This window comes from Methylocystis heyeri (genome assembly GCF_004802635.2).
Lineage (GTDB): Bacteria > Pseudomonadota > Alphaproteobacteria > Rhizobiales > Beijerinckiaceae > Methylocystis > Methylocystis heyeri.
Genome location: NZ_CP046052.1, coordinates 717,381 through 743,316, shown reverse-complemented (window position 1 = coordinate 743,316; position 25,936 = coordinate 717,381). Strand labels below are relative to the sequence as shown.

Annotated in this window: 30 protein-coding genes, 1 tRNA gene and 1 pseudogene; 9 read left to right on the top strand and 23 right to left on the bottom strand. The window is 63.0% G+C overall.

The window, feature by feature from the left end; translation table 11 throughout:
• Positions 1-81: 81 nt before the first annotated feature.
• From ccoP to H2LOC_RS03250, 5 genes are all read right to left on the bottom strand, one after another.
• Positions 82-969 carry a cytochrome-c oxidase, cbb3-type subunit III gene (gene ccoP, locus H2LOC_RS03270; RefSeq protein WP_136495083.1) on the bottom strand — a complete coding sequence of 296 codons (888 nt, stop codon included), beginning with the start codon at positions 967-969 and terminating at the stop codon, positions 82-84.
• Positions 970-973: 4 nt separating this feature from the next.
• Positions 974-1,141, bottom strand: coding sequence for a cbb3-type cytochrome c oxidase subunit 3 (locus H2LOC_RS03265; RefSeq protein WP_136495082.1), 168 nt, complete (start codon positions 1,139-1,141; stop codon positions 974-976).
• Positions 1,142-1,198: 57 nt separating this feature from the next.
• Positions 1,199-1,951, bottom strand: a complete 753-nt coding sequence (gene ccoO, locus H2LOC_RS03260) for a cytochrome-c oxidase, cbb3-type subunit II (RefSeq protein WP_136495081.1) — start codon at positions 1,949-1,951, stop codon at positions 1,199-1,201.
• Positions 1,952-1,961: 10 nt separating this feature from the next.
• Positions 1,962-3,617, bottom strand: coding sequence for a cytochrome-c oxidase, cbb3-type subunit I (gene ccoN, locus H2LOC_RS03255; RefSeq protein WP_136496974.1), 1,656 nt, complete (start codon positions 3,615-3,617; stop codon positions 1,962-1,964).
• 356 nt (positions 3,618-3,973) lie between these two features.
• The gene (locus H2LOC_RS03250; RefSeq protein ID WP_136495080.1) at positions 3,974-4,381 is read right to left on the bottom strand and encodes an SH3 domain-containing protein; all 408 of its coding nucleotides are present in this window, start codon (positions 4,379-4,381) and stop codon (positions 3,974-3,976) included.
• Positions 4,382-4,535: 154 nt separating this feature from the next.
• Here H2LOC_RS03250 and H2LOC_RS03245 point away from each other — a divergent pair, with 154 nt between their 5' ends.
• On the top strand, positions 4,536-5,735 hold the full coding sequence (locus H2LOC_RS03245) for an acyltransferase family protein (RefSeq protein WP_162009688.1): 1,200 nt from the start codon (positions 4,536-4,538) through the stop codon (positions 5,733-5,735).
• 33 nt (positions 5,736-5,768) lie between these two features.
• Here H2LOC_RS03245 and H2LOC_RS03240 read toward each other — a convergent pair whose 3' ends face one another.
• Together H2LOC_RS03240 and H2LOC_RS03235 are read right to left on the bottom strand one after the other, a co-directional pair.
• Positions 5,769-6,605: a DJ-1/PfpI family protein gene (locus H2LOC_RS03240; RefSeq protein WP_136495078.1), complete on the bottom strand. Its 837-nt coding sequence runs from the start codon at positions 6,603-6,605 to the stop codon at positions 5,769-5,771.
• A 9-nt stretch (positions 6,606-6,614) separates the two neighbouring features.
• On the bottom strand, positions 6,615-8,906 hold the full coding sequence (locus H2LOC_RS03235; RefSeq protein ID WP_136495077.1) for a TonB-dependent siderophore receptor: 2,292 nt from the start codon (positions 8,904-8,906) through the stop codon (positions 6,615-6,617).
• 233 nt (positions 8,907-9,139) lie between these two features.
• Here H2LOC_RS03235 and H2LOC_RS03230 point away from each other — a divergent pair, with 233 nt between their 5' ends.
• Both H2LOC_RS03230 and H2LOC_RS03225 read left to right on the top strand, forming a co-directional pair.
• Positions 9,140-9,820 (top strand): response regulator transcription factor, encoded by a 681-nt coding sequence (locus H2LOC_RS03230; protein WP_136495076.1) that lies wholly within the window; start codon positions 9,140-9,142, stop codon positions 9,818-9,820.
• Positions 9,817-11,211, top strand: coding sequence for a sensor histidine kinase (locus tag H2LOC_RS03225; protein WP_136495075.1), 1,395 nt, complete (start codon positions 9,817-9,819; stop codon positions 11,209-11,211). Before H2LOC_RS03230 ends, H2LOC_RS03225 begins: the two co-directional genes overlap by 4 nt.
• A 250-nt stretch (positions 11,212-11,461) precedes the next feature.
• On the opposite strand, the gene H2LOC_RS03220 is transcribed toward H2LOC_RS03225, so the two are convergent.
• Together H2LOC_RS03220 and H2LOC_RS03215 are read right to left on the bottom strand one after the other, a co-directional pair.
• A complete protein-coding gene (locus tag H2LOC_RS03220) occupies positions 11,462-12,028 on the bottom strand; it encodes a DUF4337 family protein (protein ID WP_136495074.1) in 567 nt (188 codons plus the stop codon).
• A gap of 53 nt (positions 12,029-12,081) precedes the next feature.
• Positions 12,082-12,660, bottom strand: coding sequence for a cysteine dioxygenase family protein (locus H2LOC_RS03215; protein ID WP_246206963.1), 579 nt, complete (start codon positions 12,658-12,660; stop codon positions 12,082-12,084).
• A gap of 181 nt (positions 12,661-12,841) precedes the next feature.
• Between H2LOC_RS03215 and H2LOC_RS03210 the strand changes: the two genes are divergently transcribed.
• Positions 12,842-13,168 (top strand): hypothetical protein, encoded by a 327-nt coding sequence (locus H2LOC_RS03210; RefSeq protein WP_136495073.1) that lies wholly within the window; start codon positions 12,842-12,844, stop codon positions 13,166-13,168.
• Between the two features lie 195 nt (positions 13,169-13,363).
• Here H2LOC_RS03210 and H2LOC_RS03205 read toward each other — a convergent pair whose 3' ends face one another.
• From H2LOC_RS03205 to H2LOC_RS03180, 6 genes are all read right to left on the bottom strand, one after another.
• Positions 13,364-14,077 (bottom strand): L,D-transpeptidase, encoded by a 714-nt coding sequence (locus H2LOC_RS03205; RefSeq protein ID WP_136495072.1) that lies wholly within the window; start codon positions 14,075-14,077, stop codon positions 13,364-13,366.
• 140 nt (positions 14,078-14,217) lie between these two features.
• Complete coding sequence (locus H2LOC_RS03200; protein ID WP_136495071.1) at positions 14,218-14,910, bottom strand: spermidine synthase; 693 nt, start codon at positions 14,908-14,910, stop codon at positions 14,218-14,220.
• 30 nt (positions 14,911-14,940) lie between these two features.
• Positions 14,941-15,561, bottom strand: coding sequence for a DUF938 domain-containing protein (locus H2LOC_RS03195; protein WP_136495070.1), 621 nt, complete (start codon positions 15,559-15,561; stop codon positions 14,941-14,943).
• Positions 15,558-16,034 (bottom strand): YaiI/YqxD family protein, encoded by a 477-nt coding sequence (locus H2LOC_RS03190; protein ID WP_136495069.1) that lies wholly within the window; start codon positions 16,032-16,034, stop codon positions 15,558-15,560. The genes H2LOC_RS03195 and H2LOC_RS03190 overlap by 4 nt, the downstream gene beginning before the upstream one ends.
• Before the next feature lie 127 nt (positions 16,035-16,161).
• Positions 16,162-16,512, bottom strand: coding sequence for a hypothetical protein (locus H2LOC_RS03185; RefSeq protein ID WP_246206962.1), 351 nt, complete (start codon positions 16,510-16,512; stop codon positions 16,162-16,164).
• A 181-nt stretch (positions 16,513-16,693) separates the two neighbouring features.
• Positions 16,694-16,769: transfer RNA gene (locus H2LOC_RS03180), tRNA-Ala, on the bottom strand.
• 252 nt (positions 16,770-17,021) lie between these two features.
• Between H2LOC_RS03180 and H2LOC_RS03175 the strand changes: the two genes are divergently transcribed.
• The 3 genes from H2LOC_RS03175 to H2LOC_RS03165 are packed head-to-tail and all read left to right on the top strand — an operon-like array spanning position 17,022 to position 18,697.
• Positions 17,022-17,309 (top strand): YggT family protein, encoded by a 288-nt coding sequence (locus tag H2LOC_RS03175; RefSeq protein WP_136495068.1) that lies wholly within the window; start codon positions 17,022-17,024, stop codon positions 17,307-17,309.
• Positions 17,302-17,634 carry a DUF167 family protein gene (locus H2LOC_RS03170; RefSeq protein ID WP_136495067.1) on the top strand — a complete coding sequence of 111 codons (333 nt, stop codon included), beginning with the start codon at positions 17,302-17,304 and terminating at the stop codon, positions 17,632-17,634. Before H2LOC_RS03175 ends, H2LOC_RS03170 begins: the two co-directional genes overlap by 8 nt.
• 16 nt (positions 17,635-17,650) lie before the next feature.
• Complete coding sequence (locus H2LOC_RS03165; RefSeq protein WP_136495066.1) at positions 17,651-18,697, top strand: MaoC family dehydratase; 1,047 nt, start codon at positions 17,651-17,653, stop codon at positions 18,695-18,697.
• Between the two features lie 26 nt (positions 18,698-18,723).
• On the opposite strand, the pseudogene H2LOC_RS03160 reads toward H2LOC_RS03165, so the two are convergent.
• A pseudogene (locus tag H2LOC_RS03160) lies at positions 18,724-19,023 on the bottom strand (AraC family transcriptional regulator); the annotation flags it as partial.
• A gap of 37 nt (positions 19,024-19,060) precedes the next feature.
• A complete protein-coding gene (locus tag H2LOC_RS03155) occupies positions 19,061-20,158 on the bottom strand; it encodes a histidine phosphatase family protein (RefSeq protein WP_136495064.1) in 1,098 nt (365 codons plus the stop codon).
• Here H2LOC_RS03155 and H2LOC_RS03150 point away from each other — a divergent pair, their 5' ends adjacent.
• On the top strand, positions 20,159-20,389 hold the full coding sequence (locus H2LOC_RS03150) for a hypothetical protein (protein ID WP_136495063.1): 231 nt from the start codon (positions 20,159-20,161) through the stop codon (positions 20,387-20,389). It begins immediately after the preceding gene.
• 39 nt (positions 20,390-20,428) lie between these two features.
• Here the strand turns inward: H2LOC_RS03150 and H2LOC_RS03145 are convergent, their stop codons facing one another.
• The 3 genes from H2LOC_RS03145 to pdxH all read right to left on the bottom strand — a co-directional run bounded on the left by H2LOC_RS03145 (position 20,429) and on the right by pdxH (position 21,885).
• Positions 20,429-20,683 carry a hypothetical protein gene (locus H2LOC_RS03145; protein ID WP_136495062.1) on the bottom strand — a complete coding sequence of 85 codons (255 nt, stop codon included), beginning with the start codon at positions 20,681-20,683 and terminating at the stop codon, positions 20,429-20,431.
• A gap of 78 nt (positions 20,684-20,761) precedes the next feature.
• The gene (locus H2LOC_RS03140) at positions 20,762-21,298 is read right to left on the bottom strand and encodes a TIGR02301 family protein (protein ID WP_246206961.1); all 537 of its coding nucleotides are present in this window, start codon (positions 21,296-21,298) and stop codon (positions 20,762-20,764) included.
• Positions 21,271-21,885, bottom strand: a complete 615-nt coding sequence (gene pdxH / locus H2LOC_RS03135; protein ID WP_136495061.1) for a pyridoxamine 5'-phosphate oxidase — start codon at positions 21,883-21,885, stop codon at positions 21,271-21,273. The genes H2LOC_RS03140 and pdxH overlap by 28 nt, the downstream gene beginning before the upstream one ends.
• Positions 21,886-21,998: 113 nt before the next feature.
• Here pdxH and H2LOC_RS03130 point away from each other — a divergent pair, with 113 nt between their 5' ends.
• The gene (locus tag H2LOC_RS03130) at positions 21,999-22,424 is read left to right on the top strand and encodes an RT0821/Lpp0805 family surface protein (protein ID WP_246206960.1); all 426 of its coding nucleotides are present in this window, start codon (positions 21,999-22,001) and stop codon (positions 22,422-22,424) included.
• A gap of 13 nt (positions 22,425-22,437) precedes the next feature.
• Here H2LOC_RS03130 and H2LOC_RS03125 read toward each other — a convergent pair whose 3' ends face one another.
• The 3 genes from H2LOC_RS03125 to H2LOC_RS03115 form a co-directional block, all read right to left on the bottom strand.
• Complete coding sequence (locus tag H2LOC_RS03125; RefSeq protein ID WP_136495060.1) at positions 22,438-23,022, bottom strand: hypothetical protein; 585 nt, start codon at positions 23,020-23,022, stop codon at positions 22,438-22,440.
• Between the two features lie 88 nt (positions 23,023-23,110).
• A complete protein-coding gene (locus H2LOC_RS03120; protein WP_162009687.1) occupies positions 23,111-24,418 on the bottom strand; it encodes a TldD/PmbA family protein in 1,308 nt (435 codons plus the stop codon).
• Positions 24,415-25,797 carry a TldD/PmbA family protein gene (locus H2LOC_RS03115; RefSeq protein ID WP_154331558.1) on the bottom strand — a complete coding sequence of 461 codons (1,383 nt, stop codon included), beginning with the start codon at positions 25,795-25,797 and terminating at the stop codon, positions 24,415-24,417. Before H2LOC_RS03115 ends, H2LOC_RS03120 begins: the two co-directional genes overlap by 4 nt.
• Between the last annotated feature and the right edge of the window lie 139 nt (positions 25,798-25,936).

The window sequence follows — 25,936 nt, the reverse complement described above, 5'->3', positions numbered from 1 at the left end:
AGATGCGCAGCGAGCTACAGTGCGGGACGAGGCGGAGCCTCGCAGGCGTTCCTCGCCCCGCAACTTCGGTTGGTTTGCGCTTTACTGGCCTCCGCCGAGCGAATGCACATAGACGGTCAGGGCCTTGATCGTGGTGTCGTCGAGACGACCCTTCCATGCCGGCATCACGCCGCCGCCGCCCTGAGAGATGCGCTTGACGATGGTTGGCTTGTCGGAGCCATAGAGCCAGATGGCGTCGAAGAGATTGGGCGCTCCCATGGCCTTGTTGCCCTGGCCTTCGACGCCGTGGCAGACGGCGCAGTTCTCGTTGTAGACTTTCTCGCCGGCGGGTTCGGGCGCGAGAGCGTCCGGAACGTCGGCCATCGTGCGGACCCAATCGGCGACGTCGGAGATCTGCTGAGGCGTGAGAATCCCGTCGCGCCCGAAGGCGGGCATGGCCCCGCTTCTCGAGTCCTTGTCGGCGTCCCAGCGCACGCCATGCTCGATGGTTGACTGGATATCGGCGAGCTTTCCGCCCCATATCCAATCGTCGTCGTTCAGATTGGGGTAGCCTTTGGCGCCCTGCGCCCCAGCGCCGTGGCAGGGGGCGCAATTGTTGAGGAAGGCCACCTTCCCCACCGTTCGGGCGGCTGCGAGCAGTTCCGGATTCTTTTCGATCGTGTCTATCGGCGCGTTTTTGATCTTCTGGAGAATGGGCGCGCGGGTCTCCTGCAAGGCGGCGACGTCCTGCTCCACGGCCGCGCGCGAGTGCCAGCCGAAAAACCCTTCCGACCCGCCGCTCGCCGTCGGCCAGGCGGGATAAACGAAGCAATAGGCCACGCCCCAGACCACCGTCGCGATGAAGGTCCACACCCACCAGCGCGGCAGTGGGGTATTGAGCTCTTCGACGCCGTCCCACTCGTGCCCAGTGGTCGATACTCCACTGAGCGGATCGATACGCACATTGGTCTCGTGTCTGTCGATGGACATTATCTCAGTCCTCCCGCAGGGGAATTTGGGCGGCGTCGTCGAAATGCTTGCGGCGCGAAGGCCGCAAGGCATAGACGAGCGCGGCGAAGAAGATCAGGCCGAAATAGGCGGAGCCCCATGTCGCGGCGAATTCCCGCCACGCTTCATAAGAAGAGACGTCTCCGGTCGTCATGGCTCTTTCCCTCGAAAAGCAGCGCGATGCGGGGAGCGGGCGCGGGATGCGCGCCCGTCACCTGATGTTGGCCTTGTCGTCGTAGAGCTTGAAATCCACCGAAACGCCGAGGTGCTGGAGATAGGCGACCAGCGCGTCCTCTTCGGTGATGGCGTTCTTGCCCGCCATGTCGCCCGGCGCCGCATTGGGATAGCGCTTCAGCAGATCGGGGCCGCCGGCGTCGTCGGACGACGCCTGCGCGGCGAGGTCCGCGGCCGCGTTTTCGATTTGCTCGTCGGTGTAAGGCACGCCGACGACGCGCAGCGTCTGCATCTGCTCGACGAGATGTTCGGCGTTGAGCGGCGTCGTCGCGAGGAACGGATAGCCCGGCATGATCGACGACGAAACCACGGAGCGCGGATCGCGCAGGTGGTCGCGCTGCCAATCATTGGAGTATTTGCCGCCGACGCGCGCGAGATCCGGGCCGTTGCGCTTGGAGCCCCACTGGAACGGATGGTCGTACATGCTCTCCGCCGCCAGCGAGTAATGGCCATAGCGCTCGACCTCGTCGCGCAAGGGGCGGATCATCTGCGAGTGGCAGGTGTAGCACCCCTCGCGGACATAGATGTTGAAGCCGGCCAGCTCCAGCGGCGTGTAGGGCCGCACGCCTTCGACCCGCTCGATCGTGTTCTTGAGGTAGAACAGAGGCACGATCTCGACGAGGCCGCCGACCGAGACCAACAGCAATATGCCGATCACCAGAAAGATCGAATTGGTTTCGATCCGCTTTTGCAGTCCCGAAGCGGGAGCGTGATGAGTTGCGTTCGACATGGATATGTCCTCACTCGGCTGCGACGGGCGCGGGAACCGCTTCCAGAACTTCCTCGGTCCGGGGCGTGGTGATGGTCTTGAAGATGTTCACCAGCATGATCAGCATTCCGATCACGAACAGCCCTCCGCCCGCGGCGCGGATCAGATATTCGGGATGCAGCGCCTCGGTGGTTTCGATGAAGGAATATTCAAGGAAGCCCTGGGGCGTGTAGGCCCGCCACATCAGGCCCTGCATGATGCCCGCGACCCACATCGCCGAAATGTAGAAGACGATGCCTATGGTCGAGATCCAGAAATGCCAGTTGACCAGCTTCAGCGAGTAGAGCTTGCGGTTCCAGACCCAGGGGATGAGGCAGTAGAGCGCGCCGAAGGACACGAAGCCGACCCAGCCGAGGCTGCCGGAATGGACATGGCCGATGCCCCAATCGGTGTAATGGCTGAGCGAATTGACCGCCTTCACCGACATCAGGGGACCTTCGAAGGTCGACATGCCGTAAAAGGCCACCGACACGACCAGCATCCTCAGCACCGGATCGGTGCGCAGCTTGTCCCAGGCTCCGGAAAGCGTCATCAGGCCGTTGATCATGCCGCCCCATGAGGGCATCCACAGGATCACGGAGAACACCATCCCCAGCGTCTGCGCCCAGTCCGGCAGGGCCGTGTAGTGCAGATGGTGCGGCCCCGCCCAGATATAGAGGAAGATCAGCGCCCAGAAATGCACGATCGAGAGGCGGTAGGAATAGATCGGCCGCTCGGCGCGCTTGGGGATGAAATAATAGACGATGCCGAGGAAGCCCGCCGTCAGGAAGAAGCCCACGGCGTTATGGCCATACCACCATTGGATCATCGCATCCTGGACGCCCGACCACACGATCACCGATTTCGGCGAGTAGATGGAAATCGGAATCTCGGTGTTGTTGCCGAGCACCAGCACCGCCACGGTCACGATGAAGGCGAGATAGAACCAGTTCGCCACATAGATGTGAGGCTCGGCGCGGCGCGCCAGCGTGAACAGATACACCAGCAGATAGACGACCCACACCACGACGAGCCAGAGAATGGCGTACCATTCCGGTTCCGCATATTCGTGGCCGCGCGTCACCCCGAGCAGATAGCCGGTGCCGGCTATGAGAATGAAGAAGTTGTACCCCAGCACGACGAACCACGGCGCGAGCTCGCCGGCGATGCGCGCGCGGCTCGTGCGCTGCATCACATAGAAGGACGTCGCCAGCAGGACATTGCCCCCGAAGGCGAAGATCACCGCTGAAGTGTGCAGCGGCCGCAGGCGCCCGAAGTTGATCCACGGCAGATCGAAATTGAGCGCCGGGAACGAGAGCTCCAGCGCGAGGTACAGCCCCACCAGAAATCCCGCTGTGCCCCAGAACAAGGCCGCGATGGAACAGAATTTGATCGGGCCGTAATTGTAGTTCGGCTTGCCGTCGATCATGAGCGGCGGCGGGTCTTTGGGCCGAGCCTCGAAGCGCAGATTGATCGCGACCACCGCCAGAAGCGAGCCGAGCGCGAACAGCGTCATGTGAAAGGCATAGACGGGCGTGTAGGCCCGCGTTGCTATGAAGGCGGTGGCGACGGCGAGCGCCAGAAATATCGCGCTGAGCGATATTTCACCAAAGGTCCGCTGTTTCGGAATTAAAGGCAGCCGCTCCATGGTGTTTGTCCCCACGAAATTCCTGCGTGCATGCGCGAGTAGCTTGAAAGGCACGGGAAACGCACGCGAATCTCCCGCGCCCAGACTCCGAACCGCGTGTTAATGCTACGCTGCACAACATGACTCTTAATTGATCAGGATCAATAAAACAGCCCACTAAGGGTCGCTGCGCGAAAAGGTCACACGGATGAAAAGCGGGCCCGGCGTTTCGCCGGCAAGACCGTGGTTTGCGCTTAAAGCACGATATTTCTGTGACCGTTTTGGATAATGACCGGGGCCCTGTCGCGCGAATTTGACGCAGGGCAAGAAACTCCGGTCGGCCGGTTGGAAGCGCCCTTTATGGAATCGCCTCGCTCCTAGCACGGCCTGCTGATGTGGCGTCCGAACAGCGCCGCGAGGGGCCCCTCGGTCCGAAGCGCTGTCAGGCCGGTGAAATAGACGCTGCTCCCCGAGTAGGGATAGCCGAGATCGCAATTGGGATTGGGCTCGTTCGCGCTATAGGGCGCAAGGCGGGCGAGCGCGCTCGTCGGAACATAGCCCCGCGCGCCGCCGACGCCGACGAGGCTCCAGCCGCGGCGGGAGCTTTGCACGGCGACCTCGGCGCCCTCCCCCAGCGTCCCGACAACGGCCGCATTTGCCGCCGGGCGGGCGCGAAGGCAGATTTCCCTGGTCAAAATCTCGGCCAGAGCGGAGCCGTTGAAAGCGACGCCGGCCGCAATGGCCATGCAGGCCGCAAGAGTCTTCCCGCACCTGTCGATCGCCATCCCCTTCCCTCCTTATGCCTGCCGATCTGGCCGCTCCAAATCCGCCGCTATTCGCGATAAAGGAAAACAGTGGAGCGTCGGCCCTCGGCGCATATCGCGCCTCCACGCGATGATGGCATTGTCGACGACGTCATGGAACCGGGCGGGAACACCCTTGAACAAATCTTTATCGAACTTCCTGGATCTCGCGCGCTGGATTGCGGCCCTCGCGGTGCTGCTCGGCCATGCGGCGGTGCTGGCGCAAATCAGCGACATCATGGTCGCGCCCCACGGCCCCGGCGTTTACGCCTGGTGGTTCCTGACCGCCTTTTCGCATCAGGCCGTGTTGGTCTTCTTCGTGATATCGGGCTTTCTGGTCGGCGGCGACGTGCTGCGGAAGCGGCGAAGAAGCGAGCCATTCCTACTCGATTATTACGTCAACCGCTTCAGCCGCATCTATGTCGTGATGATCCCGGCGCTGGCTTTCGGCTTCATCATCGATTCGATCGGGCGGCGAATTTTTCCGGACTCCGGCATTTACGACGCGCCCTTTTTCGAAGGGATCTACAATCCGGCGAATATATTCTGGGCGCTGCTGCAGCAGCAGAGCATCTGGACGACCCAGGCCGGCACCAACGGCCCGCTGTGGTCCCTCGCCTGCGAGATGTGGTATTACATCACCTTCCCGCTGCTGCTGCTGCCTCTCTCCAACGCCTATTCGAAGAACATTCGCATCTCGGCATTCGTTCTCGGCGCGGCCGCAGTGGTTTTCATGGCGATTCCGAAAAGCTTCTTTCTATTCGGCTATTTCGCCTGGATCGCTGGCGCGCTGATGCGCATCGCGCCGCGTCCGGCGATCAGATCGACTCTCTTGTCGCTCGGCTTGTTTCTCGCCACCATAACCGTGGTGCGTTTGGCGGTGCGCGGCCCGATCCTCGCGGCCTATCCCATCCTCACGACGCTCGCGGACGCGGCGGTCACGGCCACATTCGCCAATGTCCTGCTTTCGCTGCGCTTTTGCGAGAAAGACCAGCTGTTTGCGGGCCTTCGCCCGATTCATCGGCGGCTGTCGGATTTTTCCTATTCTCTCTACGCCACCCACGCGCCGATAGTTTTTTTCGTCTGGGCCGGCGCCGGCAGCCTGCTCGGGAAGGACTGGCACAAGCAGCTTGCGACGCCCCTGCACTGGACTCTCGCCTTCTCCGTTATCTTCGTCGCGATCCTGTTCGCCTACGCCTTCTCTCGCGTGACCGAGGCGAGGACGGCCAAATTGCGAGCATTGCTTCGCGCCGCGCTCGGCGTGGAGCGGGCGTCCGGCTCCATCCCGCCCGGGCGACTGGTCGAAGCGCCAGAACTGCAGCGAGAAGAAGCCTGAGCGCCTTGTCGCCGTCGCCGCGACCGAGAACCCCTATGTCTTTGATTTTACATAGGCAGCTGCAGCGGCGGCGCGCATGTCCCGCCTCAGACCGGTGAACATCCCGTCGATCATGCTGGTCACGTCTTTGGGAGCCGAGGAAGGATCGCCGGCGTTGAAGGGCGGCGCCGGGGCATATTGGGCGAGGAGCTGAACGCCTTGAGCGTATTTCTCGTCGCGCAATTCCCCGACGAGTGAAAGAGCGAAGTCCAGCCCGGCCGTGACGCCCTCCGCGGTCATGCGGTTGCGGTCTTTCACAAAACGCCCGTCGGTCGGTATCGCGCCGAAGACCGGCAGCAGTGGCTTCGTCACCCAATGCGAGGTCGCGCGATATCCATCCAGCAACCCAGCCGCGCCGAGGATCATCGAACCTGTGCATACAGAAGTGACGAACCGCGCCTTCCGCCCGATATCTCGAACATAGGCGATGGTGGCGTCGTCGCGAATTGCCGCCAGCGTTCCTTGCGTTCCGCCGGGAACGCAGAGGATATCGTAATCCCCGACCGCGTCCTCGAACCGGGTGGACGGCGTAAAAGTCAGGCCGGTGTCGCTGCGGACGGGGGCCAACGTCTTGGCGACGACCTCGACTTTCGCGCCCAGCAGGCTCGCAAACATATATTGCGGCCCGACCATGTCGAGGGCGGTGAAGCCGGGATAAATCAGAAAGACCACTTTCTCCTTGCCGTGCCAGTGGGCTGGCATTGAAGACATATCGTGCTGCGGCGCTGCGTCGGCCGGTCCGCCGCCAGCCGCCAAGGCGCCGCCGTTCGTGAGCAGGACGGCGAAAGCGGCGATCGCCTCTCCCAATTGGCGGCGGTCGACTTTGGTCATGTCTCTCTCCTACATGCGAAGGGAAAGATTGGCGAAGAACGTCCGACCCTCGCCCGGCGCGACCCGCCCGGAGAGGTAGGGATAGGGGACGAAATAACGGTGATCCGTCAGATTCTTGCCGCTGATCGAGAAGGTGAAATTCTCGTGCTTGAAGGTCAGGGCGGAGTCGAAAGTGACATAGCCGCTCGTGCTCCACGGACCGCCGATCTCGATGACCTGGCTCGAGGCCGCATAGAGCCCGGCGCCGAAACTCCACCCTTCAAACAGGCCGTCGAAGGCGTAATTCCCCCATAAACGTCCCGAGTCATGCGGCGCGAGATTCAAGGGCGCATTCTGGATAGCCGGATTGAGGTCTTTCGAAACCTTGGCGTCGATATGCGCATAGCTCGCAAGGAAGGAGAGGCTCGCCGTCGGCTGCCAGGTGAGATCCGCCTCGACGCCGGAAGAATGCCACTCACCCGCCTGATATTGCGTCACCATTCCCGAGAGCGTCGTCGGCACATTGGTCCGCTTGAGATCGAACCAGGCCAGCGTGCCCGCCAAGCCCCACGGGCCGTCCAGCTTGACGCCCGCCTCCCATTGCTCGGACCCTTCCGGCTTGGGCGCCGCGCCGCCGAGACCGCTGAAGAAGGTGACGGGTCGCAGCCCTTCCGCATAGCTGCCGTAGACCGAGAGCCAATTGGTAAGATCGAACAGAGCGCCGACGCGCGGCAGAAACGCCGTCTGGCTCGAATTGAATTTGGTCGCCGGCCTGGTGGCGGATTGCTCCGAATAGATGTCGACGAAGGCGACGCGACCGGCGGCCAGAATATGCAGGCGCTCGAAGAGCGTCGACTGGATCTGCGCCGTTGCGCCCGCGTTCTGATAGTTGTTGTCGATGCGGCTGAAAATCGTGTAACCGCCCTGCCCGGGAAATGGATAGACATAGGGCGGGAAGACCGGCGCCCGGAAGTCTATAAGGGTCGGGTAATAGGACGCGTAGGCGCCTAACCCAAATAAATTCAATAACCTCTGGATTGCCGGATCAGGCGGGGTGGCGTTTGCGCCGGACAGGAAGCCCTGATCCCAGACCCGGTTGAAATCGCCGCCGAGCAAAATCTGGTTTCTGGTCGGCCCGGCGTCGAACTTCGCCATCAAATTCGAGGTGATGGAGAGTTCGCTCGATTGCTCGTCCATGATGGTGTCAGCCACATAAAACTGGCTGGGTCCGCCGATCATGCGCGACAGGAAAGAATCTCTGTAAAAGGTCGGCTTGTTGCCGAAGGGAATTTGCGAGGGCTCGTAGAGGCTCGACGACGAGAAGCGCGCGCTCGTGGATGTGGAGAAAGTTTCGTCGAACTTATGATCGAAGCGGACCGTGGCCCCAGAGGACGACGTGCCCGTCGTGGGCAGGCCGGGATTGGACAGGAAGGCGGTCGGGCGCACGGAATAATATGTCGTGTCGATCGCGCCGATCGCCGGCAGGCCCGGATAATCCGGCTGATCGCGCCGGCTAAGACTACCCTGCACAACGAAAGACGTCGCATCCGTCGGGGCGAATTTGATGGTCGGATTGATCGTGTAGCTGCGCCGATTGACGACGTCGATATTCGAGCGCGTCGTTTCATATTGCGCGGTCAGCCGAAACAGGACGCTCTTGTTTTCGGTCAAGGGCTGGTTGACGTCGATATAAGGGCTCGCATAGCTGTAGCCGCCTCCGCGAACGCCCACTTCCGCGAAACGATCCGCCGTCGGCAGCTTCGAGACGACATTGACGACGCCGCCCACGGGGCTGGCCCCGCCCTGAAACAGAATGCTGGCCGGCCCCTTCAACACCTCGATCCGCTCGACATTGGCGAGAAGATCGCGCACGCCGAAATCATTGTAATTGGGCAGGCCGTCGATGTAGCGTTCCGCGCGCATGCCGCGCAGGCTCGGACCGATCCCGCCCGGAAACAGCGGGCTGACCGGCTGCAGGCCCGAGACGTTGCGAAAGACCTCGCTTTGAGAAATCGCCTGCTGGTCGTCGATCACCTTGCGCGGAAGGACCACGACCGACAGCGGCAATTCCTTGATGGGCGTTTCGAAACGCGTGACCCGCGCCGTCAGCGCCTGGTAACCGCGAACCGGTCCGGCGGTCGTCTGCTGGACGGGCGGGCCGCTTTCCGGCTGGGTTGACGAAGATTCCGCCGGTTTCTCCCCGGAATTCGCTGGCGCGCCGATCTCGATAGGAGGCAAACTCTGCTGGGCAAGAGCGTTCCCCACATAGAAAATCGCCAGCGCGCCCGCGCCGGCATGTCCGATTAGATCGCGTTTGAGCAAAGTGGCCTCCTGAAGCGCTCAATCCACGGGAAGTTGCCGCATCCCGGAGCTGGGTTTAGGAAGCCGAGCTTTCATGGAGATAACGTCCGGGCGGTCCGGCGCCCTTTTTCGCGGTTGTTGCAATTTCATCATATTTCGACTTACCCTTCGCCAATGAGCGCGGCGGAGAATTCAATGTCCCAAGTCCTTAGCCCAAGCGCGCAATCGCGCGTGACGACCACCTGCCGTTAAAAATGCGCGTGCTCTTGGTCGAGGACGAGCCGGAGATGGCTCGAGCCCTTGGAGCGCGTCTCGGGAGATCGGGCTTCATCGCAGATTGCGTCGGCGCGTTGGAAGAGGCGCGCGCCGCCCTGCAGTGTCACCGTTACGGGCTTGCGCTTGTCGATCGCCGACTGCCGGACGGCGACGGCCTCGCGCTCCTGCCGGAATTGAAGCGGCTGCAGCCGGGAATACGCATTCTCGTCCTGACGGCGTGCGAAACCGTGAGCGACCGCATTTGCGGACTGGACGCGGGCGCCGACGATTATCTCCCAAAGCCTTTCGACCCCGATGAGCTGATGGCCCGGATCAGAGCCTGCCTGCGGCGTCCCGGCGCGCAGCCGACGCCTCCCGTCGTTCTCGCCAAGCTCTCTTTCGACCTCTCGACCCAGCAGGTCTCGGTCGCCGAAAAGCCGCTGGTGCTTCACCGAAGAGAGCTGGCTTTACTGGAGGCGCTGATGCGAAATGCGGGGCGAATCGTCCTCCGCAATCAGCTTCAGGACGAAGTCTACGGCTTCGACGACGACGTGCAGGGCAATGCGCTCAACATTCTCGTCTCGCGCTTGCGCAAGCGACTGCACGACCTCGGCGCGGGCGTCGAGATCCATGCGGCGCGCGGCATCGGCTATATGATCGCGCGGGCGCCGCAGACGTGAGGGGTCGACGCTCCTTATCCGTTCGCCTGATCGTAAGCCTTGCGGCGGCGCAATTCGTTGCGATCGTCTTCCTCGTTCCGGTCATGGAGTTCGTGGTCTCCATCCTGGGCGTGGGCGTTTCCTCGGCGGTCAATCCGGATGACTGGGACGAATATCGGCTTATTGCGCTCGTCCAGAACTCGCTCGCGCGCGCGCCGGACGCGCGCGTGGTCATCCAGCCGACCGTTGCGCTGCGCGACTACATGGACGCCAATCCTGGAGCACGCTACGCGGTCTTCGACGTCCGAACGAAAGAAGCGCTACCGGGCTCTTCGCAGCAACTCGTCGCGGCGCTCGCCAGTCTCGGTCAGATCGACGCGCTGGCGTTGAAATTCCGTTTGCCCACAGACAATCTCCAGGGCGCGCGCGGCAGCCTGCGGCTCCTCGACACGCCTGTCGGGCGGCATGTGATCGCCGTTTACGGCTACCGCTTCGCCTGGGCGGATGTTTACGTCGTCGCGAAGCTGTTCCTGAACCTGCATACCGCAATCGTCATTGCTCCGGGCATATTGGGGGCAGTGCTTGTCGGATGGATCGTCGTACGGCACGGACTGGCGCCCCTGCGCGTCGCCGCCGCCGATATCGCCTCGATCGACGTAAACACGTTGCACAAGCGGATTTCCGCGGAGAATGCGCCCAAAGAGCTCGCCCCTTTCTTTGAAGCGGTCAATAATGCGCTGTCCCGGCTTTACGCTGGCGTCGAGGCGCAACGCCGATTCGTAGCGAACGCCGCGCACGAGTTGCGCACGCCTATCGCAATCATGCGCGCCCACGCCGATAATCCCGACGACGCCGCGTTCAGGAGCGACATGCGGCGCGACATTCGCCGCGTTCAGTCGATCATGGAGCAGTTGCTGGCGACGGCGAGACTTTCCGCTCACGGTGAAAAAGAGCTCGACGACATCGATCTGGGGGCGGCCGTTCTTGGGCTGATTGCCGACTTCACACCCCTCGCCATCGAAAACAAGCGGCAAATCTCTTTCGAGCCCCCTCCCCGCCAGATCTCGATCCGCCTGCACAAATGGGCGCTCGAATGTGTGGTTTCAAATCTTCTGAACAATGCGCTTCGTGCGGAGCCCGAAGGGGGAGACATTCACGTCCGCGTCCTCGAGCCGGCCCTAGTCGAAGTGGTCGACCATGGCGACGGGATTCCACTCTCGGACATGGAAAGGATATTCGAACCCTTCTGGCGGCGCGAAACCAGCGGGAAAGGGGCCGGTCTCGGATTGGCGATCTCGAAAGAGCTGGTCTTGTCGATGGGCGGCTCGCTAACGGTCGAACAAACCCCTGGCGGGGGCGCGACTTTCCGAATTTCGCTCGCGCTGCGTCAACTCACGACGCCCACATCCTGAGGCGCTTTTTGCGGAACGCAAAAAGCCTCGAAGGATCCTGCAGAGCGCTATTCCAACGCCGACTCTTGCGGAAATGCGCGCGCGGCGCATCCTTCGAGACCGCCCGCTACAGCGCATTCCGCAAAAGTTGGTAGACTTTTGCGACAAGAATGCGCTCCAGCTATTTTAATCTGGCGGGCTCGTCAGGATGAGGGAGCTGTTTTCTCAGAGCGGCCGCTCCCGGCCGACCTGTCGGCTAAGCGGGTTTCGGTCACAGATAACTCCAGCCCGCCATTGCGACGCCCGCCGCAGCAAGGGCGAGGCCGGTGAACCACGGCCAGCGCCGCCCTCTGGTAACGATGGCGATCGTAGTGATGGCGATCGCAGCATGCAGCAGGGTTTCGGCCATCGTCAGAATATGGTGGCGATGCTCGTGATGCTCGGCCTCATGCAGATGGGCGTCGACCTCCTGCTCCAGCTCGCGGGCCTTGGTTTCGATCTCGCGAGCCTCGGCGTCGTAGCGCTTGGCCTCGGCGGTCTGCTGGGCCGCCTGTGCGCCGCCCTGCGACGCCGCCACCGAATAGAGCCCCTTTTTTATGCTCTTGGCCTGATAGAAGGCCCATTGGTCGCTGGTCTTGTTCTGGAGCAGATTGGCTTCGCTCTGCTTCTTGAGGGCGGCGGCCGTTTCGAAGCTCTCCAGACTTCCGATCGTCGCCGCCACCACAGCGAGAATGGCGATCGTCACCGAGACGATTTGGAGAAAGGGGGCGCCGCTGTGAGCGGCGTGCTCGGCATGTTCGGCGTGTTCAAACGGCTCCTGAGGCGGCTCGTGGGACATCGTTCTCCTCGCAAAAGGTTACGGCGAATCAGTTCGACAGGCTCTGTCGCGTCTCAACTCTTTATCTCGGTTTGTATGGAAAATATGTCGTATGGAGGGTCGCCCTCGCCATTGGCCCAGCCGGTCTTCGCACCTCCCGCGCCGAATTCGCAGCGCGCGAGCTGCGATATCCCGCCGCCATAGACATGGATCGCGATGGCGGGCCGATCTGTGTCCGGGTTGAACAGGTTGATGCTGTCCGTGCGGCCCGAGCCGAGCGCCTCGATCATGCCGGGCCGCAGCAGACGGCCCTCGCCCGCGCCGGCGGTTCTGCTTATCGACCCCGAAACGACGCCCATGAGCTCGAAGACGGCGGGCTGCGCGACGGTGAGCCCCGCCCCACCGGCCAGGACGGTGCTGGCCACGCAGAAGCGCTCCAACCCGTCGCTGTAGACCTGGAATTGTCGTCCGGAACGCGGGCCCGACGCCGAAAAGGCGGCTGGCAGCCAATCTTCGCTCGAAAGCAGACGCCCCATGAGATCGCGTCCGATCAGGAGTATCTCGCGCTCGCTGTCGGTAAGCTCGACCATGGATTGAATGTCCCAGATGAAGCGTTTCAGCGCTGGGGGCGCGGGAACTCTCTGCTCTGGCATTGAATACTGCTCGGCTGGGGACATCGGCGTCGGGTCTCGATCATTGCTCGCCGGCACAAAAGCAAGCATCGAGCCATGCCACAGCCATTTCGGGGCGGCCAGAACGGCATGAGAATTGAATTTGAAGCCGGCGTCAGCCGATCGCTTGTGTCGGACCTATCCGCGAGCGGAGCGAACAGCCTTGAAGAAAGACTATATCCCCGAACTCAGCGAAGTGCGCATGGTGCGCCGCGCGCCCCAAGGACCTTTCGAACTCGAAGGCGAAGACGCGCGCTATATCGCGGCCTGTCTGCGCAATCTCGAAGCGGCGTTCGGAATAGAGGCTTTTCCGGGCGTCCCCTTCACGGAAATTTCCGGCCGGGCGCTGATCGAGCATTTCATCGATTGGTGGCGCGCGCTGGAGCCCACGGACGAACGCCAGCGCGAATCCCATGCGCGCCTGCCAGCGGCGATCCGCCTGCTCGACACGGTGTCATCCATGATGGAGGAACGCGCGGGGCGCCACTGATGTTCGTCTGAACAGGCGGCCGCCCCCGCAATCATCATGACCGAGACGAACGGCCGTGTTTTTTTGCGGGCGACCGATCGACGCCGCCGGCTAGAGCGTTTCCAGCCGAAGTGGACGCCGGTTCGGCGTGGGAAACGCGCTGAGAGAAAAGCCTAAGCGCATTCTATGTTCCATGAAACTTGAATGCGCTCTCATCTAGGCCGACAGCATGACCACCTTGGTCTTGACCGGCGTTCGCGAATAGAGGTCGAGCATGTCCTGGCTTAGGAGGCCGGTGCAGCCGCTGGTGATCGCTGTCCCGATCGTGTCGGGGTCGCTGGTGCTGTAGATGGTGCAGACCGTGTAGACGCCGTTCTTATAGAGATAGAGCACGCGGGCGCCGAGCGGATTTTCCAGACCTCCCGGCATTCCGGCGGCATATTTGCGCGCCTCCGGCTGGCGCGCGATCATCTCCTTGGGCGGCGTCCAGGTGGGCCATTCGGCCTTGCGCCCGACATAATAGGCTTCGTTGTTCAGGACGAACCCTGGGCGACCGACATTGGCGCCGTAGCGGGTGGCGTATCCGTCGCCTTCGACGCGGTAAACATAGTAATTGCGGGGATCGACGATGATCGTGCCGGGCGCTTCCTTGGACTCATAGCGCACGACCTTGCGAAAATATTTCGGATCCAGCTTGCCGATGTCGACCGCGGGGATCGGGAATTTCTCGCTCGGCACAGCCGCATAGAACTTCGCCGCCTCGGCGCGGCCCATGTCGTCGCCCGTCACGCAGCCCGCGAGCCCCAGCGAGCCGAGACCGGCGGCGGAGCCGAGCAGAAACGACCGGCGGTCGAGCCGCCCCGAACTCGGCACAGGCGGAGCTTCCTCGCGTCTCTGGCCGGCATTGCCAATTTCGTGGTTCGTAGTCATGATTTTAGAGTTTCCCAGTTCTTTCGCCAGACCATAGAATAATCCGGTATAAACCCGCTTAACGTCTCTGCCGGCCCGAGATTGCCGCCATAAGGCGCGATTAGCAAGGTCCGGGCCGCCTCTCGCGCTTATGGCCGGGCCTACGGGCGCTTTTCCCGGTCGGCGCGGGTCGCGATCCAGATGACATGCCGGGCCCCGCCCCTTTTGCCATTGGCGCGCACCTTGACCTCCTCGACGCCGAACCCGGCCTTCTGGAGCCGCTGGGTGAAGCTGCGATCCGGGCCGGACGACCACACCGCCAGGACGCCGCCGGGGCCCAATGCTTTTTGGGCGGCGGTCAATCCCGCCATGGCGTAAAGGCCGTTGTTGGCCTCGCGCGTCAAGCCTTCGGGGCCATTGTCGACGTCGAGCAGGATGGCGTCATAAGACGCGCGCGCCCCCCGGATGACCTGGCCGACATCCTGTTCCAGGATCGAGACGCGCGGATCGGTCAGGCTCGCCCCGTGAAACTCCGCCATCGGACCACGCGCCCACGCCACCACCGCGGGAACGAGCTCTGCGACGACGACGCGCGCCTTCGAATTGACCGCCGCCAGCACGGCGCGCAGAGTAAAACCCATCCCCAGCCCGCCGATGAGAATGCGCGGGTCCGGGCGGGAATTAATCCTCTCGCAGGCGAGCGTCGCCAGCGCCTCCTCGGAGCCGCTGAGGCGGCTGTTCATCAATTCGTTCTGGCCGAGCATGATCGAGAATTCGGCGCCTCGGCGCATGAGCCGCAGCGCGCCTTCGCCGCCGGGGATTGCGGCCGTATCGATCAGGGACCAGGGAATCACGCGCGCCTCTTCAATCGACGAGCCGTCTCGTCATCGCACGCTCGTCGGAGCGCGACGGCGGAATATCAAGCTTAGATTATTGGCCGGCATTTCGACAGTCTCAGGCCCGTCGAAACCAGCCCGGCGGCCCAGATCCGCCACCTCTTCGAGATCGCGCACGCCCCATGAAGGGTCCTGGGCGCGAAGGCCGGCGTCGAAGTCGGCGTTGCTCTGCGCGATATGCGCGCCGTCCCGCTTGTAGGGCCCATAAAGATAGAGCGGCGCGCCGGTCGGCAGGATCGCCGCGGCGTTTTCAAACAGGCCCATGGTCGCCGCCCATGGCGAAATATGAACCATGTTGATGCAGATGATTGCGTCGGCCCGCGCGATCGGCCAGGGCGCCTGCGCCGCGTCGAGAGCGAGTGGCGGCTGAACATTTTCCAGCCCCGAGGACGCGATCCACGCCGCGACGCTCTCTCTCGCCTTCTGCCCGGGATCGGAGGGCGCGAATGTCACCCTGGGCAGCGCCGCCGCGAAATGAACGACATGCTCGCCGGAGCCGCTCGCCACCTCCAGCACGAGGCCGCGCGCCGGCAGAACCCCGCGCAAAACGCTCAAGATCGGCTCCCGGTTGCGGGCCGCCGCGGCGGAGTAAAGACGCTTGTCGCTCATGGGCTCCTCGATTCCGCCAACGAACGCTTCCTCTTTTCGCGGGCGATCGCCTGATCGAGGGCTTGAAGGAAGCGGGATCGGTTCGCCGTGGAAAAGGGCGGCGGGCCGCCGGTCGTCTCGCCCGTCGAGCGGATGTGTTCCATGAGCGAGCGCTGTGCAAGCGCGAGGCCAATGGAATCATTGGTGAAGGCGCGGCCATAGGGCGCGATGGCATGGGCCTCTTTGGCGAGAACCCGCGAAGCCAGCGGGATATCGCTGGTCACGACCACATCGCCGGCGGCGACATGTTCCACGATCCAGTCGTCGGCGACATCGGCGCCCGCCGCGACGATCACCCTCGTGATCAGCGGCGAGGCCGGGATCTGCATGAAGTTGTTGGAAATCACGAAGCTGTGCAGGCCGTAGCGGGCGGCGACCTTGTAGGTCTCCTCCTTCACGGGGCAGGCGTCCGCATCGATGTAGATCTTGATCATAACGGCAGGATAACATCTGAACGCCCGGCGGCGGCAGGCCAGCCGGCGATTACGAGCAAGCGCGCCTAATGCCCTTCGGGCGACAGTCTCGCCTCGATGCGGCGAACGCGCTCCCCCAGTTCCGAGATCAGAACGCCGTGGCCGGCAAAGCGTTTCCAGCCGAAGTGGGCGCCGGTTCGGCGCGGGAAACGCGTGAATACAAAAAAACTCTAGACGAGTGATATTCCATTACCGCGCGGCGCAAGCCTGCGATCTGGTCTCCGAGGCGCTTCTCCAAGGTCATGAGGTCGGAGGCCACGTCGGCGCGCAAGGAATTCAGGCCGGCGCCGAGATCGTCCAGCCGCCGATCGATACTGTCCATCCGCCCATCAAAACCGTCCAGCCGTCGCTCCACGCGTTCCAGGCGCTCCGAGCTGCTGCGGTTCTCTTCCCGCATCTCACGAAGCAGTTGCAGAACCAGATTTTCGGGCTCGCTCACGTCTCTTCTCCAGGTCCGGGCCATTATGCCTGTTCTGGGTGAATAAGCCACATCAGCTCGGGCCAATGCGTTTCGAACTTCGCGAACACCCATGGCGTTCGCCCGCGCGGCAAGAACAAGGCGCCTCGGCGACCGCTTGGTCGGCGCGCGATTATCGCTATGATTTTGCAGGAGTATTTTTTGGTGGAGCTGGGGGGATTCGAACCCCCGACCTCTGCAGTGCGATTGCAGCGCTCTCCCATCTGAGCTACAGCCCCGGCCGAGGGGGTGACTACACGGCCGACACTTTTCTGTCAATCGGTTCGATGCACGAGAAACGCAATCGCCGGTTTTCCGGGGCGTCGCGAGGCCCCGTCCGAGCCGCCGGGCGGCGCAAGCCGGCGCCGAAAACGATCCGCCCGTGCGAATCCGTGGCTTCCGCAGGGCGACGCTCGCGCCTGCAGGATTGCGGCGCGCCCGGCTTGGGGCTAGAGACTTGCTCAGAAACGCAAAGACTGGAACCGTCGCAAATGACCTATGCCGTCATAAACCTGCTTTTGACGATCATCGACATCTATTGGTGGATCGTCATCGCCTCTTTCATCATGTCCTGGTTGATCGCCTTCGACGTGATCAACACGCGGTCGCAGGCGGTCTATACGGTCAGGCGCGCGCTCGCGTCGCTGACGGAGCCGGTCTATGAGCCGATTCGAAGGGTCCTTCCGACCATCGGCGGGTTGGATTTCTCGCCCATGATCGTGATCCTGGCGCTGCAGTTCCTCAGCAACGCCATCACCCACAGCGTCGCCTTTGGCTGAGCCCCAGGCCGCCTGGATCGCCGAAAGCGACGGCGTGGCGCTCTGGCTGCGCCTGACGCCCAAGGGAGGGCGCGACGCGCTCGAGGGCGTCGAGCAGCTCTCCGACGGGCGTAGCGTAGTGAAGGCCCGCGTGCGGGCGGCGCCGGAAGACGGCCGCGCCAACGCCGCCCTGGTGGAATTGGTCGCTAAAGCGCTGGACACGTCGAAAAGCGCCGTCTCGGTGGTCGGCGGCCACACCAGCCGCGTGAAAAAACTCTTCATCGCGGGCGACGCCGCCCGCATCGTAAAGGCGCTGGCCGCGCGGCTTACGCCTGAAAACCATTAGGACGAAGCGAAAGGCCATGACGAAAACCAAATCCAACATCGGAAATTTCTTTGAGGATTTCTCGCTCGGCCAAGTGATCCGCCACGCGGCGCCGCGCACGGTTACGACCGGCGACGTCGCGGTTTACACCTCGCTCTATCTGCCGCGCTTCGCGGTGCAGTCCTCCAGCGCCTTCGCTCAGGCGATCGGGTATGAGCAAGCCCCGGTCGACGACATGCTGGTGTTCCATTTCGTGCTGGGCAAGACCGTCCCCGACGTTTCGCTGAACGCCCTCGCCAATCTCGGCTATGCGGATTTCAAGTTCCTGGCGCCAGTCTATCCGGGCGACACGCTGACCGCGACCTCCGAAGTCATCGGCCTCAAGGAAAACTCCAACAAGAAGACCGGCGTCGTCTATGTGCGCTCCACCGGCCGGAACCAGCGCGGAGAGGTCGTGCTCGACTACGCCCGCTGGGTCATGGTGAAGAAGCGCGACCCCGACGCGCAGGTCGGGCCCGAGGTCGTTCCGAACCTGCCGAAATCGGTTGCGCCGGAGGATCTCGGCAAGGCGGTCCCCGCCCTCAATGTTTCGGCCTATGACAAGGTTCTGGCCGGATCGCCCTATTTCTGGGGCGATTACGAAAAAGGCGAGAAGATCGATCATATCGACGGCATGACCGTCGAGGAGGCGGAGCACCAGCTCGCGACCCGCCTCTATCAGAACAACTCCAAGGTCCACTTCAACCAGTATTACGAATCGCAGGGCCGTTTCGGAAAACGCATCATCTATGGCGGCCATGTGATTTCGCTGGCGCGCGCACTTTCGTTCAACGGGCTCGAGAACGTGTTCCACATCACGGCCGTCAACGGCGGACGTCATGTGAATCCGCTCTTCGCCGGCGGGACCGTGTTCGCCTGGAGCGAGGTGCTGGACAAGGCCGAGATTCCAGGCCGCAGCGACATCGGCGCCCTGCGCTTGCGGCTGGTTGCGACCAAGGACAAGCCCTGCGCCGAGTTCCCGCTCGACGCCGCGGACGCTTCGGTGTTGCTCGACCTCGATTACTGGGCCGTGCTGCCGCGGTGATTTTGGAAGGATCCGGAGGGGCCGGCTTAAGCGCCGGCCTTTTCTGGATTTTTCACAGCAACCAGCAAATCGGTGATCAGCTCATCTTCCGGCGTGTCGTACGGGTTGTTGCGGTAGATTTCTAGAGCGGGTCGGCGATCCGGCTCATAGCCGCTGGCCGGCAACCATTGGCCGAAAAGCTTTTGAAAGGCGCCGCCGATTCCGCGGTAGGGGCCGACCAGTCGGCTGCATGCATAAAGGCCGCCTTCGAGCTCGAGAATCCCGACGTCCTCGCCCGGCTCCGCCCCTTCTCGCAAGGCGACTCCGGCGTAATAGACCACACTGCCCTGCGCGTCCGGCGCGGCGCTGCATCAGCCGACAGCATTATAAAAGCCCGGCCCTGGAAAGCATATTGGCCAGCGCTTCCGGGTAGATGAGTTCCTTGGAGGCGGCGATTTCGTCCGCGCGCCACCATTTCCAGCCCTCGACATAGGTCTTTTCCGCGGCCGTGAGCCGCTCCAGCCTCGGCTCGAAATCCTCGCAGCGCACGAGATAATATTGCTCGACGGCGTGGCGCCAGCCGGTCGGAAGATGCAGGGGAAACTCGCGCGAGGCGATAGGCGCGCCGACGGTGAAGTCCTCGAGCCCGGTCTCTTCGGATATCTCGCGCAGCGCGCAGGCCTCATAGCTCTCGCCGGGCTCCAGCGCCCCGCCGGGCTGCCCCCAGAAATGGGAGTAGCCCAGGGCCTCGACATCCGGCAGGATGCGGCTTGAAAAGCGCAGCAGCAGCGTCTCGTTGCGGGGATTGACCAGCAGGACGCGCGTCGCCTCGCGCCGCGGCAGGTCGAGACCTTCATAAGGCGCGACCACTGGATTTCGATTCTCCTCGCGAGCCCAGTCGACAAGAGACCAACGGCCGCCCTCATAGGCCACCCAGTTCGGCGCGGCGTTGAGGACCGGATATTCCCGGGTTTCGTCCAGATGCTTGGCGGTCGCCAGGCGCCAGGCGATGTCCAGCGTTCCGGCATGCGCCACGACGAGCACGGTCTGGCCCGGATGGGCCTCGGCGATCCTGGTCAGCGCCGCCCGAACCCGTGCGGCGAAACGCATCAGACTTTCGCCGCCGGGGGCGGCGTAATCGGCGCGGCGCGCGAGATAGTGCCGGTAATCCTCGGGAAAACGCGCGGCGACCTCCTGATGATTGAGGCCGTGCCAAACGCCGTCGTGTTTTTCCCGCAACTCGGGCTTCTTGATGATCTCCATGCCGCGACGGGCGGCGTGGGGCGCGGCCGTGGCGACGGCCCGCTGCAGGTCGCTGCTGTAGATGCAGTCGAAATGGGCGTCGGCGAGTTCCCGCCCCAGCGCGTCCGCCTGCAGCCGCCCTTTCATATTCAACGCTATGTCCAGCTGTCCCTGAAAGCGCCGTTCGAGATTCCAGTTGGTCTCGCCGTGGCGGGCGAGACATATCAGCGTGCGGGTCATATGCTCTTCCGAAGGGTCCGGCGCGATAATGTTGCGACAAGGGCTATCCGCCGATTTGGCGAGCCCGGCAAGTTCAAAATCTTAGTTTTTGGCGGCAATGCGGCAAAAGGCCCGCCGATCGCCTCGAACTGCGTCGGCGCAGCGGATCAATGGATTAAATCTGAAAAAATTTCAGAACATGTTCCCAAAAAACGCGAAGCGGCTTTTGGAAAAGAACAGCTCCGTCAATGAGATTTGGAGCGCGTTCGACCGCGGCTAAACCGAGGCGCCCTAATGCCTCGCGCTGGTCGAGAATTCGCCGGCCCGCACGCGGGCGGGCAGGCTCTCGGCGAATGAGGCGACGATATCCTCGCCATAGGTCGCGACCAGCTCGCAAAATGCTGCAGAGAGCGCGGCATGAGCGAAACTGTCGCTTTCAATCCCCGCGAGAATAGCCTCGGCGAAAGCTTCGGTGACATAGACCAGCGCCGCGCTGTGTTGGTCGGCGCCGGCGTTTTCGTCGGATAAGGGATTGAATCGCGTCATGCAGAGCACTCTAAACAAGCTCGCGCCGCTGCGCGACACGCCTCTTTCCAAAGGGTTAACAGGCATTCTCCAAATCGTTCAGGGATTGCCGTAACGGGTGACGACATCCTGGGAAAGCCGTTCCGCCTCTTCGAGATAACGCGCGATCACGAGGCGGGCGTTGGGCGTGCAGGAGCGGTAGGTGAGTTCATAGCCGCGAAAGCCGCGGTTGAAGGCGGCAGTGAGCTTCTGCCGGCGAACACCTGCCGGCGCGGCCGAATCGCGAAGCTGCGACATCTTGCTGCGAAAATCCTCGCCGTCGCCGTCGCCGCAGAGGTCCCGAAGGAACGACAGGCCGCCCAGGACTTCCGAGAGCCTGACCAGTTGCGGATCATAGGGAGCCGGCGGCGGCTCGGTTTGAGCGGCGGGCTCCGGCGCCTTCTGCTCGGGCTTGGGCGCAGGCTTTGCAGCCTTGTGCCCCTTTTGCGGCGAAGCTCCATGCGTCTTGGCGCGAGCGGGAGTCGCGGCGAGAGCGTCCGGCGATGATGGGACCAGCCCCGCCACGATCGCGAGAGAGCACAGCAGCCGCAGGCGCCGGGCGCGGCCACTCATGGATAAAGCCGCTGCTTCGACCATGGAGCCACTTCCCCTTCGCGCGTGAAGCGGACGCGATCATGCAGCCGGAAAGGCTTGTCGGCCCAGAACTCCATGGCGATGGGGGCGATGCGAAAGCCTCGCCAATGGGCGGGCCGGGGAATGTCGCCCACTGCGAATTTGACGGCGTAATGCGCCACCGCTTTTTCCAGCGCGAACCGGCTTTCCAGAGGACGTGATTGCTGGCTGGCCCAGGCGCCGATGCGGCTGTCGCGCGGGCGGCTCGCGAAATAGGCGTCGGACTCGGCGTCGTCGAGGGCGTGGACCGGACCGCGCAGGCGCACCTGCCGGCGAAGGGATTTCCAGTGGAACAGGCCGGCGGCCTGCATATTGGCGGCGAGCTGGCGGCCCTTCGCGCTCTCGGCGTTGGTGTAAAATACGAAACCTGATTCGCTCCAACCCTTCAGCAGCACCATCCGGACGTCGGGGAGCCCCTCCGCGTCGGCGGTCGCGAGCGCCATGGCCTCGGGATCGTTGACTTCTTTCGCCTGGGCCTCCGCAAACCATTCGCCGAACAAAGCAAAAGGCTCGTCGGCCTCCACGAAGTCACCGGTCTTTAACGCGTTCAAGAGAAAATCCTCCGGTAACGCCTGCGTTAGGTACAGGCCTCTGTAAAGGGTGAGCTTTGCGTCGATCCAACGCCAGACATAGCGCTCCGGGCGGAATTCCTCAAACTCCGCGCTTGATCGCGGCGCTCGGGATTGCGCTGTCCACAAGCGCGCTCGGCGCCTGCTCCATCGCCATGACGCCATCCGACGGCTGGCGCGCCGTTTCCACCGACGATGTCACCGGCTCCATCCATAAGCCTGCTCCCGAACTCACACGCGGCCTCGACGCCGAAGATCAGCGGCGCGCCATCGCCGCGCTCGGCACCGCGCTCGATCCGCAAGGCGCCGGCGGCAGCGTGAACTGGGACAATTCGCAGTCGGGGGCCAAAGGCAGCTTCACGCCGGTCGGCCCCGCCTATCCCATCGAAGGGAAAATCTGCCGGGCTTTCGTCGCCGACGTCTCGACCAGGGAAACCCAGGAGCGGCTGCAGGGCGCAGCCTGCCGCGAGAAAACCGCCGAATGGTCGCTCAGCGAGGTCAAGCCCTGGCACAAGGGGTGAGGAGGCTCGGCCATCAGTGGAAGCGACCGATCACTATTTCAGGCGTTTCGTCACATTTGCTCCACTCGTAATCGGACGGAGGCGTATTGCCTTTACGCTTGGAAAAGGCCCCGTCTCCCCGGAGCGCAAAAGAATCGCCGTCTTTGTGACCTACGCGCCATTGTCCATGATCTGAATCCAACGGCCAGGTTCTGACTTCCAACCCGCCTTCGAAAGTAAAGACCGTCTCGGAAGTCTGCGCATCGATGCGGATAGATTCCAGCTTCCTGCCCGCTACATCGTCTTCCCAAACACGGTCGATTGCATCTCTCGGCGTTTCGCAATGCCCCAGCTGTTGCGAGTCCAGAAAAATCGCCCATCCGCACATATACAGCGTCAGGCTCCACACTCCCTCGGGCCAAATTCGCCTTTGCCTAAGCCCTTTCTGCACGATCGGCGACAGAGCAGGATCGGGGTTGAGTGGTTCTCGGATCCACAGGTGAGGATCCCCGAATTCCAGATAGGTGAAGCTGCCGACGAGCTGCCTTATGCCCCAGACCGGCAGTCCGATCAGGGGAGCCAATGGCGCGACGATTTCTGCTGAACTGAAGGTCGTCATAGGCGAGATTTCGTCCTCCGGCGGCGACCCGCACGGCGTTGATCGCATCGCCCCGACATGGGCCCAGAAGTTTCGATCCCGGCGTCCCTTACTTTGAGGAAATGACCACGCCCGAGGCGGCCAGCCAGGGGTAGCTCGCCGAGCCGAAATCGACCCTCTCCCTCGAAACCGCGTAGATGTTCTTCAACAGCTCCTGGAAATTGCCGCTGACCATGGTCTCGCCGAGAGCGTGGCGGATCTCGCCATCCTCGATATAGAAAGAATTCTTGGCGACCCCGGTGAAGTCGAGATTGCTGTTGGGTCCCCCGCCCGAAAAGCGCGAGAACAAAATTCCGCGTTTGACGCCGGCGATCATCGCCGCAAGAGAGGCGTCGCCGGAGGTGACGGTAAACCTCCACGCTCCCGCCGTCTGGGGAGCTTTGAGCTTTCTCGAGAAAAAATAATCGATCAGGAAATCATTGAGCCTTCCGTTGGTCACGATCTCCAGATCGCTTGTCGGCACGCCGAAGCCGTCGAAATCGGCTCCTCCCGGCGCGCTTTTGTCACAAGGACGATTGGCGAGCGAAAAGAGAGGACTGGCGATCATCTCCCCCTTCTTGTCAACGAACGGCGTGGTTCCGGCGAAAAGCGAAGCCCCCGAAAGGGCTTCGCCGATGGAGCCGGCCAGCCCCGCGAAGCACTCGGGAGTTATGATGACGTCGCCCTCGAATTTGCAGGGAACGGGTCTGGGGTCGAGCGAGCGGACAGCTTCGTCCAGCAGGCGCCCCAGCCCCAGGGCATGGAAGGGATTCCCGAAGGGCTGATAGCTCGACGCCTCGGCCCAATTGACGGAACTCGCCCTGGAGCCCTCCCTGGCCATGAACAGGGCGGAAAAATTGTAACGCGCGCGGCGCTCCTTTTGAGCCACTCCGCGGGAATTGGCGAAGGCGGTCTCGACGTCCGAGAAGCTGTGCAGGCTGTCGCGTATGCGCACCAGCGGAAATTCGCTCCGCAGCCGCGCAAGCAAGCTCTCGACGCCCTCCCCCATCGTGGCGCGGTCCGCAATGTCGAGCCCGTGACGGCTCGCCGGAAGGCTCGGCGCCGCGGCGACGTCGTTGGCCTCGTCGGCAACTCCCGCTTCAGCGGCGAAAAAAGCCGAGTCGAGAGCCGCCGCGACTTCTTCCGTCGAGCGCCCGTTCAGCGATGCGTCGCCGCGTTTGCCGTCGAGGAAGACCGTGATCGAAGCGGCGGCGTTTTGGACGGAGCGCACGAGATCATAGCCGCGATTGTCGAACTGCATTTCGAAATAGCGATCGTCGCTCGCCCGCGCCTGAGCGGCCGAGGCGCCCCGGGCCAGCGCGCGCGCGACCAGTTCGGCGGAAAAATCATCGAGGCTTGCGTTCTGGAGCGACGTCAACCCCGGCCTCCCACAGTGATCTTGCATTTGATCGCCGGCCCGCCCATGCCGACGGCGATCGGCTGTTTCTTGCCGCACCAGCCGCCCGCGCCGGACCATCTGAATTCGTCGCCGACATGCGTGACCGTCTTGAGCATATCGAAGGCGACGCCGGAGATGGTCGTGTCGCGGATGGCGCGGCCGAGTTTTCCCTTGCGAATCTCATAGCCGCAACTGACGCCGAACATGAATTCGCTGGTGAAATCCGCCTGGCCGTTGGTGGCGCGCTTCAGATAATACCCGCTCTCGACCGCGCCGATCATGTCTTCCAGCTTGTCGGCGCCCGCGGCGATAGCCGTGTTGCGCATCCTCACCAGGGGTTCGTCGGAGAAGGAGAAGGCCCTGGCGTTGCCGGCCGGTTCGGCGCCGAGTTCCGCCGCGGTCTTCTTGCTGTGGAGAAAATTGCGCAACACGCCCTTTTCGATCAGCGTTACGTCGCGGCAAACAGTGCCTTCGTCGTCGACATGGATCGCGAAGCTGGATTTGTCGTCGAAGCCGCGTCCCGCGTAATCCACCAGCGTGATCTTTTCGGAAGCGACCGCCTCCCCGACCCAGTCGCCGGCGACCGATCCGGCCAGCACATAATCGGCTTCGCAGGTATGGCCTATCGCCTCATGGGCCAGAATGCCGGCGAGATCGGAATCGAGCACGACATCCTGCAGGCCGGCTTCGCACTGTCCGCCTTCAGCCTTGCGGCGCAGCTCCTCGTAGAGATCGTCCAGCCACGCGGAAAGGCTGAGGGGTTCGAAGGACTGGTCCTGGATTTCGCCGAAGCCGCCGAGAGAGTTGTATAGCTCGACCAGGCCGTCGTTGGCTTCTATCGCCATCTTCACCCCCAGCACCGAGCGCGGAACATAAGAATAGGCCCGCGCCCCCTCGGAGGTGACCAGGGTTTTTTCGCTGGCGTGGCTCGAAAGCGTAATGTCCACATTCACGAGGTGGGGAAATTTGCCGCGGATCGCCGCGTCGAGGCTCCTGAGGATTTCCACGCGCCCGGCCGGCGTGGTCGAGGGCCTGGCGCTGCGATAGTCGTAAACGCCCTCTCCCAGGGCCGAGGCGGCCAAGGGCGCGCCGCCCGCATCAGCGCGGCCCACGCTGTCGGCGTTGTCCTCGGCGGCGGCAATGGCGGCCCGGATGGCGTCGTCGTCGTCCTGCGGAGCCGCGGCAAAGCCGTAAACCCCGTTTCGGTAGACCCGCGCGGATATGCCGCCGTCGCGCGACTGGCCGTTACTCAACAGCACCCCTTTGCGCATCGCAATGCGGGACGACGAATTCACATGCCGCCGCAGCTCGCCCGGGGATGTGAACCGGTCGGCGAACGGAGCGAGGCGCTCGAGCATAGGCTCCTCCAACTGATACGGCTTCCCCGAGATCGCTTCGCGATTCGCGGAAGCGACCGCCGCAAAAATCACTGATCGGCATCGATTTTTGCGGCGAAGGAATACGAAATGCCGCTCCAATCGAGCGGATTTCGTATGA